Source organism: Pseudomonas sp. BMW13, from assembly GCF_013357275.1.
Lineage (GTDB): Bacteria > Pseudomonadota > Gammaproteobacteria > Pseudomonadales > Pseudomonadaceae > Aquipseudomonas > Aquipseudomonas khazarica.
Genome location: NZ_SUKD01000042.1, coordinates 1 through 13,574 on the forward strand (window position 1 = coordinate 1; position 13,574 = coordinate 13,574).

The following is a 13,574-nucleotide window of genomic DNA, read 5'->3' on the forward strand; positions in this document are numbered from 1 at the left end:
TGACCCACATCGAGGCGATGTACAGCACGGTGCCGATGGTGGCCAGCCAGAAGTGCGCGTTGATCAGGCCGATGCTGTACATGCGCTCGCGGTCGAACACCTTCGGGATCAGGTGGTAGAGCGAGCCGAAGGTGATCATCGCCACCCAGCCGAGGGCCCCGGCGTGGACGTGGCCGATGGTCCAGTCGGTGTAGTGGGACAGGGCGTTGACGGTCTTGATGGCCATCATCGGGCCTTCGAAGGTGCTCATGCCGTAGAAGGCCAGGGACACCACCAGGAAGCGCAGGATCGGGTCGGTGCGCAGCAGGTGCCAGGCGCCGGACAGGGTCATCATGCCGTTGACCATGCCGCCCCAGCTCGGCGCCAGGAGGATGATCGACATCACCATGCCCAGGCTCTGCGCCCAGTCCGGCAGGGCGGTGTAGTGCAGGTGGTGCGGGCCGGCCCAGATGTACAGGGTGATCAGCGCCCAGAAGTGGACGATGGACAGGCGGTACGAGTACACCGGCCGGTTCACCTGCTTGGGCACGAAGTAATACATCATGCCGAGGAAGCCGGTGGTGAGGAAGAAGCCCACGGCGTTGTGCCCGTACCACCACTGCACCATGGCGTCGGTGGCGCCGGAATACACCGAATAGGACTTGAACCAGCTCACCGGGATCGACAGGTGGTTGACCACGTGGAGGATGGCGATGACCAGGATGAAGGCACCGAAGAACCAGTTGCCGACATAGATGTGAGGCGTCCTGCGGCGGGTCAGGGTGGTGAAGAACACGATGCCGTAGGCGACCCAGACCACGACCATCCACAGCGCGCCGGTGAACTCGATCTCGGCGTATTCCTTGGTGGTGGTCAGGCCCATGGGCAGCGTCACCAGCATGATCAGGATGGTCAGCTGCCAGCCCCAGAAGGTGAAGGCGGCGAGACCGTCGGAGAACAGACGCGTCTGGCAGGTGCGCTGCAGCGCGTAGTAGCTGGCGGCGAACTGTGCGCTACCGGCGAAGCCGAAGATCACCAGGCTGGTGTGCAGGGGGCGCAGGCGGCCGAAGCTGAGCCAGGGGGTGTCGAAGTTGAGTTCCGGCCACACCAGTTGGGCGGCTATGAGCACGCCGGTGCACATGCCCACGACACCCCAGACGATGGTCATCAGGGTGAACTGGCGGACGACCTTGTAGTTGTAGGCCGGATGAGAAGCAGCAGATTGCATCGCGGTAACCTTCCATACAGTAATGCGCGCGCAGCCGCGCGAATGGCGAAACTGTAGGGAGGCCGGGGAAAACAAAACAGACTCAGAAAGTGCTGTCTGATGCGTATCAGATGAGCCGGTCGAGGGCGCGCCGGGTGCGCCGCGCCCTCGGAGTGGCTCAGGCGCGGGCCGTGAGATGGCGGGCGATGCCCTTCTTCAGCGGCAGCAGGCCCTGGGCCATGCGCAGGCCGGCCCCACGCAGCAGGCGGGCGGGCAGATGGTCGTTGGTGTACAGCTCCACCAGCAGGTTGGTGGCCTGGTACAGCGGCCAGGTGGCCAGGCGCAGCTGGCGCTCGTAACGGCTCAGCGTGGCTGGTGCAGCGATGTCCTGGTGCCTGGCGTGGGCCGCCAGCAGGGCCTCGCTCAGCAACTGCACGCCGATCAGGCCGAAGTTGAAACCATGCGCGGTGACCGGGTGCATGCCCACCGCGGCATCGCCGAGCAGCGCGCAGTGCTTGCCGACCATGCGCCGCGCGTAGGCCCCCACCAGCGGGTAGGCGTGGCGGCTGCCGAGCAGCTGCATGGCGCCCAGGCGGCGGTCGAAGCGCTGCTCCATCTCGCGGGCGAAGGTGGACTCGTCGAGCGCCAGCAGGCGTTCGATCTCGCGTGGCGGCAAGGTCAGCACCGTCGACGATTGCCGCCCGTTGAGTGGCAGCAGGGCGAGGGTCTGGCCGTAGCCGAACCACTCCCAGGCCACCTGCTGGTGCTCCAGATCGTGCTGCATGCGGCACACCAGCATGCTCTTGCCGAAGTCCTTGAGTTGCGCACCGATGCCGAGCTGGCGCCGGGTGTCCGAGAAGCGGCTGTCGGCGGCGACCAGCAGGCGCGGCTGCAGCACCTGGCCGTCCTGCAGGACCAGCTTGATTTCGTGTTCGCCCGACTGGATGGCGCGCACCTGGGTGTCGCACAGCAGGTGCACGTCGCTGCATGCACGGACGGCCTCATAGGCGGCGCGGCGAATGGCCTGGTTGGCCACCAGGTGGCCGAGCCGTTCGGCGCCGGCCTGTTCGGCGCGGATCTTCAGGGCGAACAGCGAGGGGCCGTTGAGCACCTGGGCATCGCGCAGCACGGCGACATCCTCGGCGGGCAGCCGCGACCACAATCCCAGACGCTCGAGCAGTGCCTGCGAGCCATGGGTGAGGGCGATCTCGCGGCCGTCGAAAGCGGGGGCGGCCAGGGCTTGCTCGGCCTGACGCTCCAGCAGCATGATCGACAGACCGTGCCCGGACAGGGCCCTGGCCAGGCACAGGCCGGCTGGGCCGGCGCCGACGATGACGATATCGGGTGACATGTTGCTTCTCCGTGCGGATTACCGGAAGGGCGGCGGATCGCGCCCGCCGTGCGCCCATGGACAGTGCGAGTCTAGGGGCCGGCCATGCCGCGGATATTGTCCGGGGTCATGCCGAGGCGTGAATGCGGCGGCGCCCCGTCCGTTGCCGCAGGGGCTCGGGACGTGCGTCACGTGTTCTGTGAAATATTGTTGTTATCACTACTTTAATCCGATTGAAGGGCATGATTTTCCGGTTTACTGTGTCGTGCGTTGTCTGAACTACAAAAATAATTCCGCTTTGGAGTCGAAAGCATGCCCCCTCATGCCCCTGAGGTAGCCCTTCTGTGCAGCGCCCTGTTGCGGGAGTTGCGCCCGTGAAGCTGGCGCTGGTCGGTGATATCGGCGGCACCAACGCACGCTTCGCCCTGTGGCGTGACGAGCAACTGCAGGCGGTGCAGGTCCTGGCCACCGCCGATTTTCCTGGGCCCGAGCAGGCCATTGCCGCCTACCTGCATGCCCAGGGCCTGCCCCTGGGCGCCGTGGATGCCGTGTGCCTGGCCTGTGCCGGGCCGGTCAGCGGTGATCTGTTCCGCTTCACCAACAATCACTGGCGCATTGAGCGAGCCGCGTTCTGCGCGGCGCTGCAGATCGAGCACCTGCTGATGATCAACGATTTCTCCGCCATGGCCCTGGGCATGACCCGCCTGCGTGACGGCGAGCGGCTCCAGGTCTGCCCCGGCGAAGCCCAGGCCGGACGTCCGGCGCTGGTGATCGGCGCTGGCACCGGGCTTGGCGTCGGCACCCTGCTGGGGCTGGAGGACGGTCGCTGGCTGGTGTTGCCGGGGGAGGGCGGCCATGTCGACCTGCCCATCGGCAGCCCGCGCGAGGCCGAGCTGTGGCAGGTCCTGCACCAGCAGCTGGGTCACGTGCGCGCCGAGGACGTGCTCAGCGGCAACGGCCTGCTGGCGCTGTACCGGGCGATCTGCACGCTGGACGGGCAGCCGCAGGTGCATTCGACGCCTGCCGCGATCAGCGCCGCCGGTCTGGCGGGCGAGCCGCTCGCCGGCCAGGTGCTGGAGCAGTTCAGCCGCTGGCTGGGACGGGTTGCCGGCAACAACGTGCTGACCCTTGGCGCGCGTGGCGGCGTGTACATCGTCGGCGGCGTCGTGCCGCGTTTCGCCGAGCGTTTTCTCGCCAGTGGATTTGCCAAGAGTTTCAGCGACAAGGGCTGCATGAGCCATTACCTTGACGGCATTCCGGTGTGGCTGGTGACGGCCGAGTACCCGGGGCTGACCGGTGCCGGCGTGGCCTTGCAGCAGGCGTACGGCGCCGACTAGTGCGGCGCGTGGCGGCATGAATACAACAAGGAGGGTGGACCATGAGCCAGCCCGGCAAGTCGATACTGCTGGTCGATGACGACCAGGACATTCGCGAACTGCTCGAAACCTACCTGAGCCGTGTCGGCTTCGCGGTGCGCGCCGTGCCCGATGGCAGCGCATTCCGCCAGAGCCTGTGCGCGCAGCCGGCCGACCTGGTCATCTTCGACGTGATGCTGCCCGACGAGGACGGCTTCAGCCTGTGTCGCTGGGTGCGTGGCCACCAGCGCTTCGCCCAGGTGCCGATCATCATGCTGACCGCCAGCTCCGACGAGGCCGACCGCGTGATCGGCCTCGAACTGGGGGCGGACGACTACCTCGGCAAGCCGTTCAGCCCGCGCGAGCTGCTGGCGCGGATCAAGGCGCTGTTGCGTCGCGCGCAGTTCACCCAGGAGCGCAGCGGCGAGGTGCTGGCATTCGAGGACTGGCGCCTGGACATGGTCAGTCACCGGCTGTTCCACCGCGACGGCGAGGAGGTGATCCTCTCCGGTGCCGATTTCGCCCTGCTCAAGCTGTTCCTCGATCACCCGCAGCAGATTCTCGACCGCGACACCATCGGCAACGCCACCCGTGGCCGTGAGGTGATGCCGCTGGAGCGCATCGTCGACATGGCCGTCAGCCGCCTGCGTCAGCGCCTGCGTGATACCGACAAGCCGCCACGGCTGATCCGCACCGTGCGCGGCAGCGGCTATCAGCTGGCAGCGATGGTCAGCGTGCAGGCCGGCGATGGGCGCTGAGCCACGGCGCTGGTTGCCGCTGCCACGTTCGCTGCTGGGGCGCATGCTGCTGCTCACGCTGCTGGCGATACTCGCGGCGCAGACCTTGTCCAGCGTCATCTGGCTGTCGCAGTTGCGCGCCACCCAGCTCGAAGGGCTGGTCACCACGGCCCGCAGCCTGGGCCATTCGATGTCCGCCAGCGTGCGCTACTTCCGCTCGTTGCCGGTCGCCTACCGGCCACTGGTTCTCGACCAGCTGCGCAGCATGGGCGGCACGCGCTTCGTGGTCAGCCTCAACGACCGCCCCTTGCAGATGAAGCTGCTGCCGAACACGCCACGCACGCAGGCGGTGACCGAGGCGGTGACCGCGGTGCTGCACAAGTCCCTGGGTAGCACCGCGGACATCTCGGTGACCTTCGTCAGCCCGGAGGACCTGCGTATCTTCAATGGCGGCCTCAAGCTCGACGAGCTGCCGCGCTCCTGGGCGCACTACGCCCTGACCCTGGAACCGGTCAATCCGCCGGTGCTGGTGACACAGATCCAGCTGGCGCCGGGCGAGTGGCTGTACATCGCCTCGCTGCTGCCCGAACCCTACACCAGCCTGGAAGAACCCATCCTGCCCGCGCAGCAGCTGTGGTTCATCCTGCTGACCAGCGTCTTCCTGCTGCTGTTCATCGGCTTGCTGGTGCACCTGCAGAGTCGTCCGCTCAAGCGCCTGGCCCGCACCGCGCGGCACATGTCGCTGGGCGCGGAGGTGGAGCCGGTGGCCGAAGGCGGTGGGCGCGAGGTGGTGGAAGTGGCCCGTGCGTTCAATGCCATGCGCGAGCGCATCAGCCGTTACCTGACCGAACGCAGCCAGCTGTTCAGCGCCATTTCCCATGACCTGCGCACGCCGATCACGCGCCTGCGCCTGCGTGTCGAACTGCTCGACGACGAGAGCCTGCAGACCAAGTTCGGCCGCGACCTGGACGACCTGGAGCTGCTGGTCAAAGGCGCGCTGCAATGCGTGAAGGACACCGACATTCACGAGAACATCGAGCCGGTGGATCTCAACCACCTGCTGCACTGCCTGGTGGAGCCCTACCTGGCGCCGGCGGGCAACGGCAGCGTAACCCTCGATGGTCAGGCCAGCAGCGCCTATCCGGGCAAGCCTCTGGCGCTGCGGCGCTGCATCGGCAACCTGATCGACAATGCCCGCAAGTACGGCAGCAATGCCCACCTGCACATCGAGGACGACGGCGTGGCCTTCGTCCTGCACGTCGATGACGAAGGGCCGGGGGTGCCCGAGCAGCGCCTGGAGCAGGTGTTCGAACCGCACTTCCGTCTGGCCGGCCAGCAGCAGGGCTATGGCCTGGGCCTGGGTATCGCCCGCAACATCGCCCATAGCCATGGCGGCGAAGTGAGCCTGCGCAACCTGCGGGAGGGTGGCCTGCGCGTCACCCTGCGCCTGCCGCGCACGCCGGACTGAATGTCACCGTTTGGTGACAAAGGCAGACCCGTTCGTTACCTGGCGCTGATGGGGCGCTCGTTAGAATCCGCTGCGGGGACGAGTGGCTGCTGGGCGTTTCGCAGCGCGCCTTTCGGAGGGATGGGTGAAGCGGCATCCGGCTGTTCATCCAGCCGGGGCCGCGCGGGCCGAATGCGCCGTCGTCTGTCCTGTCTCGTCGCCGTTGCCGCGCCGCTGTGCGGCGCTCGGCCCCCCATCTGCAGGGAACCAGAACAATGAGCGGAGCCGCATTGAATCCAGACAGCTGGCTGAGCCAGCCCGCCCACCTCACCTGGCTGGCCGACGAAGGCCTGCGCCTGTTGCCGTTCGCGCGGCGGGCGCAGGTCGAGCAGGGCTTCGCCGCGCTCGATGCCGAGGGGCGCATCGCCGAGGGGGCGGTGGCCGAACTGATCCACACCACGCGCATGACCCACTGTTTCGCCCTGGCTCACATCCAGGGCCTGCCCGGTTACGCCGCGCTGGTCGACCATGGCCTCGCCGCGTTGCGCGGCGCGCTGTGGGACGAGACGCATGGCGGCTGGTTCAGCGATGCGACGCGCAGCGGCGGCAAGTCCGCGTACCTGCATGCCTTCGTCGCGCTGGCGGCCAGCTCCGCCAGGGTCGCGGGGCGCCCCGCCGCGCAGGCGCTGCTCGATGACGCCATCGGGATCATCGAACGGCACTTCTGGAGCGAGGAGGAGGGCGCTTTGCGCGAAAGCTTCAGCGCTGACTGGCGTGACGAGGAGGCCTACCGCGGGGCGAACAGCAACATGCACGCCACCGAGGCCTTTCTCGCCCTGGCCGATGTCAGCGGCGATACGCGCTGGTTGCAGCGTGCGCTGCGCATCGCCGAACGCCTGATCCATCGGCACGCCGCCGCGCGCGGGCACGTGGTGCTCGAGCATTTCGATGCGCAGTGGCAGGCGCTGCCGGAGTACAACGCCGAGCGCCGCGCCGACCCGTTTCGCCCCTACGGCAGTACGCCTGGCCACGCCTTCGAGTGGGCGCGCCTGCTGCTGCATCTGCAGGCCGCGCTGACACAGGCCGGGTGCGCCGCCCCGGACTGGCTGCTGGCCGACGCCCGGGGCCTGTTCGCCCGCGCCTGTGAGCAGGCCTGGCAGGCCGACGGCGCGCCGGGGCTGGTCTACAGCCTCGACTGGAGGCTGCAGCCGGTGGTTCGCGCACGCCTGCACTGGGTGCACGCCGAGGCCGTCGCGGCAGCGGCGGCACTGTTGCAGCGCACCGGCGAGGCGCTCTACGAACAGTGGTATCGGCAGTTCTGGGCCTTCATCGACGCGCACTTCATCGACCTGCGCGGTGGCAGCTGGCACCACGAACTCGACAGCGACAACCGGCCGGCTGCCAGCATCTGGCCGGGCAAACCCGACCTCTACCACGCCTACCAGGCGCTGCTGCTGCCGCGTCTGGCGCTGGCTCCGAGCCTGGCCACGGCGCTCGCCGCCGATGTAACGAGGCAGTGACATTCATGCATCCTTTCGTTACCCGAGCCGCCGGCGACCCTGAGTACACTCCCTGACAACGCAAGCACCACGACTTGCCCGATAACAACAAGAAAGGAATTCCGATGAACGCTATTACTCGCATCGCCACTGCCGTCTCTCTCGCGTCCCTGTTCCCTTTCGCTGCCCTGGCCGCCGACTCCAAAGGTACGGTGGAAGTGGTGCACTGGTGGACGTCCGGTGGCGAGGCCGCCGCGGTGAAGGTCCTGCGTGACCTGGTCGAGAAGGATGGTTTCACCTGGAAGGACGGCGCAGTGGCCGGGGGCGCCGGTTCCGCCGCCATGACCGTGCTGAAGACCCGCGTGGTCTCCGGCAACCCGCCGGGTGCGGCGCAGATCAAGGGGCCCGACCTGCAGGAGTGGGGGGCGCTGGACCTGCTCGCGCCGCTGGACGAGGTGGCCAAGGCCAACGACTGGGATGGCCTGCTGTCGAAGACCGTTGCCAACACCATGCAGTACGACGGCCACTACGTCGCGGTGCCGGTGAACATCCACCGGGTCAACTGGCTGTGGATCAACCCGCAGGTGTTCGCCAAGGCCGGCATCGACAAGGCGCCGACCACCCTCGACGAACTCTACGCCGCCGGTGACAAGCTCAAGGCCGCCGGTTTCGTCGCCCTGGCCCACGGTGGCCAGCCCTGGCAGGACAGCACCGTGTTCGAAGGCCTGGTGCTGAGCATCATGGGCGCCGACGGTTTCCACAAGGCGTTCGTCGAGAACGACGAGGCGACCCTGACCAGCCCGCAGATGACCGAGGTGTTCACCGCGCTGAAGAAACTCTCCACCTACATGGACGAGAACCGCGCCGGACGTGACTGGAACCTGGCCACCGCCGAGGTGATCGACGGCAAGGCCGGCATGCAGATCATGGGCGACTGGGCGAAGAGCGAGTGGACCGCCGCCGGCAAGGTGGCGGGCAAGGACTACCAGTGCGTGCCGATGCCTGGCACGGCCGGCAGCTACACCTACAACATCGACTCCATGGCCATGTTCCGGCTCAAGGACGCAGGCGACATCGCCGCCCAGCACGCCCTGGCGCGCATCGCCCTGGAGCCCGAGTTCCAGTACGTGTTCAACCAGAACAAGGGCTCGATCCCGGTGCGTGCCGACCTGGACATGAGCCAGTTCGACAGCTGCGCCCAGGCCTCGATGAAGGATTTCCTCGACGCGGACAAGCACGGCAAGCTGGAGCCGAGCATGGCCCACAGCATGGCCACCAACCTCGCCGTGCAGGGCGCCATCTTCGATGTGGTGACCAACTTCATGAGCGAGAAGGACGCCGACCCGAGCAAGGCCGGCGCGCAGATCTACGCGGCGATCAAGGCCGCCCAGTAGCACCAGCGGGCCGGCACGTCCGGCCCCTTTCCTGAACCCTGCCTCGCACGACCGCGCCCTGGCCTGGTCGGGGCAGCGTTCGGCCCGAATTTCACTGCGCTGACTGGTACTGCCCGATGAGTCTCACCCCGGTAATGACCAAGGCCTCGCCCCTCGACATGCTGCAACGCTGGCTGCCCAAGCTGGTGCTGGCGCCCAGCATGCTGGTGGTGCTGGTCGGTTTCTACGGCTACATCCTCTGGACCCTGGTGTTGTCGTTCAGCAACTCCAGCTTCATGCCCAGCTACAAGTGGGTCGGGCTGCAGCAGTACATGCGCCTGATGGACAACGACCGCTGGTGGGTGGCGAGCCAGAACCTGCTGGTGTTCGGTGGCCTGTTCATCGGCATCAGCCTGCTGATCGGCGTGTTCCTCGCGGTGCTGCTGGACCAGCGCATCCGCCGCGAAGGCTTCATCCGCACCATCTACCTGTATCCCATGGCGCTGTCGATGATCGTCACCGGCACCGCCTGGAAGTGGCTGCTCAATCCCGGTCTGGGCCTGGACAAGATGCTGCGTGACTGGGGCTGGGAAGGCTTTCGCCTGGACTGGCTGGTGGATCAGGACCGGGTCATCTACTGCCTGGTGATCGCCGCCGTATGGCAGGCCTCGGGCTTCGTCATGGCGCTGTTCCTGGCCGGCCTGCGCAGCGTCGACCAGTCGATCATCCGCGCTGCCCAGGTGGACGGCGCGGGATTGCCGACCATCTACCTGCGCATCGTCCTGCCGAGCCTGCGCCCGGTGTTCTTCAGCGCGGTGATGATCCTCGCGCACATCGCCATCAAGAGTTTCGACCTGGTGGCGGCGATGACCGCAGGCGGGCCGGGCTACTCCTCCGATCTGCCGGCGATGTTCATGTACTCCTTCACCTTCAGCCGCGGCCAGATGGGCATCGGTTCGGCCAGCGCGATGCTCATGCTGGCCGCGATCCTCTCGCTGCTGGTGCCCTATCTCTATTCCGAACTGCGGGGCAAACGCCATGACTGATGCGAGCGTCGCGCCGCGACCCACCACTAATGACCGCCTGGGGGCGAAGCGCCGGACGCGGGCGCTCAGTCCCAGCCGTCTGGCCATCCACGCCACCCTGCTGTTCGCCGCGGCGCTGTACCTGGTGCCGCTGGTGGTGATGCTGCTGACCAGCCTCAAGACGCCCGAGGACATCCGCAGCGGCAACCTGCTGTCCTGGCCCGAGACGCTGACGTTGATCGGCTGGGTCAAGGCCTGGGGCGTGGTCGACGGTTACTTCTGGAATTCGGTGAAGATCGCCGTGCCAGGCGTGCTGATCTCCACCGCGATCGGTGCGCTGAACGGCTACGTGCTGTCGATGTGGCGCTTCCGTGGCTCGCAGCTGTTCTTCGGCCTGCTGCTGTTCGGTTGCTTCCTGCCGTTCCAGACCGTGCTGCTGCCGGCCTCGTTCACCCTCGGCAAGCTGGGCCTGGCCAACACCACCGCGGGCCTGGTGCTGGTCCACGTGGTCTACGGCATCGCCTTCACCACGCTGTTCTTCCGCAACTACTACGTCACCGTGCCCGAGGCCCTGGTGCGTGCGGCGCGGCTCGATGGCGCCGGCTTCTTCACCATCTTCGGGCGCATCCTGCTGCCCATGTCGGTGCCGATCATCATGGTCTGCATGATCTGGCAGTTCACCCAGATCTGGAACGACTTCCTCTTCGGCGTGGTGTTCGCCAGCGGTGACGCGCAGCCGATCACCGTGGCCCTCAACAACCTGGTCAACACCAGTACGGGCGCCAAGGAATACAACGTCGACATGGCCGCGGCGATGATCGCCGGGCTGCCGACGCTGCTGGTTTACATCGTGGCCGGAAAGTATTTCCTGCGCGGCCTGACGGCCGGCGCGGTGAAGGGCTGACGCCTCGGCGATTGGAGAAATGAAATGGCTACCCTCGAACTGCGCAACGTCAACAAGTCATACGGCAGCGGTCTGCCGGACACCCTGAGGAACATCGAGCTGTCGATCGATTCCGGTGAGTTCCTGATCCTGGTCGGCCCGTCCGGCTGCGGCAAATCCACCCTGATGAACTGCATCGCCGGGCTGGAGGACATCAGCGGCGGCGCGATCGAGGTCGATGGCGCCGATATCAGCGGCATGAGCCCGAAGGATCGCGACATCGCCATGGTGTTCCAGTCCTACGCGCTGTACCCGACCATGAGCGTGCGCGACAACATCGCCTTCGGCCTGAAGATGCGCAAGCTGGCGCCGGCCGCCATCGACGAGGAAGTGGCCCGGGTGGCCCGGCTGCTGCAGATCGAACATCTGCTGCAGCGCAAGCCCGGCCAGCTTTCCGGCGGCCAGCAGCAGCGCGTGGCCATGGGCCGGGCGCTGGCGCGGCGGCCGAAGATCTACCTGTTCGACGAGCCGCTGTCGAACCTCGACGCCAAGCTGCGCGTGGAGATGCGCACCGAAATCAAGCTGATGCACCAGCGCCTGAAGACCACCACGGTGTACGTCACCCATGACCAGATCGAGGCCATGACCCTGGGTGACAAGGTGGCGGTGATGAAGGACGGCATCATCCAGCAGTTCGGCACGCCGCAGCAGATCTACAACGACCCGGCCAACCTGTTCGTCGCCAGCTTCATCGGCTCGCCGCCGATGAACTTCATCCCCGTGCGCCTGCAACGCCGTGATGGCCAGTGCTGGGTCGCACTCGACTCGGCGCTCGGGGTCGCCGGCCAGGCGCGCTGCGAACTACCGCTGGGGGATCTGGCGCAGGGCCTGGAGAACCGCGACCTGATCCTCGGCATTCGCCCCGAGCAGATCCAGCTGGCCGCTGACGGCGCCGCCGAGGCACCGAGCATCTGCGCCGAGGTGGAGGTGACCGAGCCCACCGGGCCGGACACCCTGGTGTTCGTCAACCTCAACCAGACCAAGGTCTGCTGCCGCCTCGCGCCGGACCAGGTGCCGCAGGTCGGCGCCAGCCTGGCGCTGCGCTTCGAGCCGAGCCGGGTGCTGCTGTTCGACGCGCAGAGCGGCGAGCGCCTGCTGGCAAAGAAGCGCCAGGCCGGTGACGGCAAGGTCGCGCAGTTGAAGAGAGGTTGATCGTCCAGCCCGGATGCAATCCGGTACTGCCCAGCCGCCCGGGAGTGCATCCGGGCCACGCTGCAGCAGGGCAACGAAACCGCCGCTGCGGCGGTAATTCGCAGCATCGCTCAATAACAACAATCAGGAGCAACGATGAAGACCACACAGCAACGCCTCACCTGTTCACTCGGCGTCCCCTGCGTGCTGGCGCTGGCCATGACCACGCCGCAGGTGCAGGCCGTCGAATTCAGCGGTTACGTGCGCAGCGGCATCGGTGGCGCGGATACCGGCGGCACCCAGCAATGCTTCCAGCTGCCGGGGGCGCAATCGAAGTACCGCCTGGGCAACGAGTGCGAGCAGTACGCCGAGCTGGACCTGCGCCAGGACCTGCTGCGGCTCGATGATGGTTCGGTGATCAGCGTCGAGGGCATGGCGCAGCTCTACAACCAGTACGGGCACACGCCCAAGTTCACCGGTGACTACGGCTTCGCGCGGATGAATCAGATGTACGCGGAATGGAGCAACATGCCGGCCCTCAATGGCGGTTCGCTGTGGGCCGGGCGACGTTTCTACAAGCGTAACGACATCCACATCTCCGACTTCTACTACTGGAACCAGAGCGCCACCGGCTTCGGTATCGACGAGATGGTCATCGGTGATCTCAAGTACAGCTACGTGTTCTCGCGCAAGGACAACTACGATCAGGAGCCCTACATCAACCGCCACGACTTCAACGTCGGTGGTTTCAAGGTCAATCCGGGTGGCGAGCTGGAAGTCGGCGTCAGCTACATCGACAAGCCGGACAGCACCGACGGCCACAGCGGCTGGGCGGTGACCGCGCAGCACAAGCAGCAGGACGTCCTCGGCGGCGTCAATACCTTCGCCCTGCAGTACGGGCGTGGGCCGGGCACCGGCCTGGGATACACCGGCGATCCGACCCTGGACAACAGCAGTAGCAGCTGGCGGCTGGTGGAGTTCTTCGACTTCCAGCTGACCCCGCGTCTCGGTGGCCAGGTGCAGCTGGTGTATCAGAAGGACAAGCGCCCGGATGGCGCGGACCAGAACTGGCTGTCCGTCGGTGGCCGTACCAGCTATGCCTTCACCGAGCAGTTCAAGCTGGTGGGCGAGCTCGGCCGCGATCAGGTCGAGGCTCCCGGTGGTACGCGCAAACTGACCAAGTTCACCATCGCGCCGACCTGGTCGCCGGCCGGCCCGGGCTTCTGGCAGCGCCCGGAAATTCGCCTGTACTACACCTACGCCAGCTGGAACAAGGCGGCGCAACGGGCCGCCAACCTGCTGGCCGACGGCTCGGCACTGTCCGAGAACGGCGCCTTCGGCAGCGCCCGCAACGGCTCCAACTTCGGGGTGCAGGTGGAGTACTGGTGGAAGTAGGGCCCGCCCCCTGGTTGCCTGGGTGGTGGATGAAAAGAGCGTCATCCACCCTACGGGCATGGATGGCTGGATGGCGAGGCGTAGGGTGGATCGCGTTTCATCGATCCACCGTGGCTGCCTGGGTGGTGGATGAAAAGAGCGTCATCCACCCTA

11 protein-coding genes are annotated in these 13,574 nt (G+C 66.7%); 9 read left to right on the plus strand and 2 right to left on the minus strand.

Annotated features, from left to right (window positions below):
- Both ccoN and ubiM read right to left on the minus strand, forming a co-directional pair.
- The coding region (gene ccoN, locus E4487_RS23765) for a cytochrome-c oxidase, cbb3-type subunit I (RefSeq protein WP_175254529.1) at positions 1–1,207 on the minus strand (1,207 nt) is incomplete at its 3' end.
- Between the two features lie 157 nt (positions 1,208–1,364).
- Positions 1,365–2,537, minus strand: coding sequence for a 5-demethoxyubiquinol-8 5-hydroxylase UbiM (gene ubiM / locus E4487_RS23770; protein ID WP_175254530.1), 1,173 nt, complete (start codon positions 2,535–2,537; stop codon positions 1,365–1,367).
- 353 nt (positions 2,538–2,890) lie between these two features.
- Here ubiM and E4487_RS23775 point away from each other — a divergent pair, with 353 nt between their 5' ends.
- The 9 genes from E4487_RS23775 (at position 2,891) to E4487_RS23815 (ending at position 13,421) form a co-directional block, all read left to right on the plus strand.
- Entirely contained in the window at positions 2,891–3,853 is a 963-nt protein-coding gene (locus E4487_RS23775) for a glucokinase (RefSeq protein WP_134677444.1), read from the plus strand.
- A 41-nt stretch (positions 3,854–3,894) separates the two neighbouring features.
- On the plus strand, positions 3,895–4,629 hold the full coding sequence (locus E4487_RS23780; RefSeq protein WP_175254531.1) for a response regulator: 735 nt from the start codon (positions 3,895–3,897) through the stop codon (positions 4,627–4,629).
- The gene (locus E4487_RS23785; protein ID WP_150605874.1) at positions 4,619–6,076 is read left to right on the plus strand and encodes an ATP-binding protein; all 1,458 of its coding nucleotides are present in this window, start codon (positions 4,619–4,621) and stop codon (positions 6,074–6,076) included. The genes E4487_RS23780 and E4487_RS23785 overlap by 11 nt, the downstream gene beginning before the upstream one ends.
- 254 nt (positions 6,077–6,330) lie before the next feature.
- Positions 6,331–7,575 (plus strand): AGE family epimerase/isomerase, encoded by a 1,245-nt coding sequence (locus tag E4487_RS23790; protein ID WP_175254532.1) that lies wholly within the window; start codon positions 6,331–6,333, stop codon positions 7,573–7,575.
- Positions 7,576–7,679: 104 nt separating this feature from the next.
- Positions 7,680–8,948 carry an ABC transporter substrate-binding protein gene (locus E4487_RS23795; protein ID WP_037053652.1) on the plus strand — a complete coding sequence of 423 codons (1,269 nt, stop codon included), beginning with the start codon at positions 7,680–7,682 and terminating at the stop codon, positions 8,946–8,948.
- A gap of 116 nt (positions 8,949–9,064) precedes the next feature.
- Positions 9,065–9,973 carry a carbohydrate ABC transporter permease gene (locus E4487_RS23800; protein ID WP_037053654.1) on the plus strand — a complete coding sequence of 303 codons (909 nt, stop codon included), beginning with the start codon at positions 9,065–9,067 and terminating at the stop codon, positions 9,971–9,973.
- Positions 9,966–10,856, plus strand: coding sequence for a carbohydrate ABC transporter permease (locus tag E4487_RS23805; RefSeq protein ID WP_257229489.1), 891 nt, complete (start codon positions 9,966–9,968; stop codon positions 10,854–10,856). The genes E4487_RS23800 and E4487_RS23805 overlap by 8 nt, the downstream gene beginning before the upstream one ends.
- A 24-nt stretch (positions 10,857–10,880) precedes the next feature.
- Positions 10,881–12,047, plus strand: a complete 1,167-nt coding sequence (locus E4487_RS23810; protein ID WP_175254533.1) for an ABC transporter ATP-binding protein — start codon at positions 10,881–10,883, stop codon at positions 12,045–12,047.
- 135 nt (positions 12,048–12,182) lie between these two features.
- Positions 12,183–13,421 carry a carbohydrate porin gene (locus tag E4487_RS23815; RefSeq protein ID WP_047586076.1) on the plus strand — a complete coding sequence of 413 codons (1,239 nt, stop codon included), beginning with the start codon at positions 12,183–12,185 and terminating at the stop codon, positions 13,419–13,421.
- Positions 13,422–13,574 lie beyond the last annotated feature (153 nt).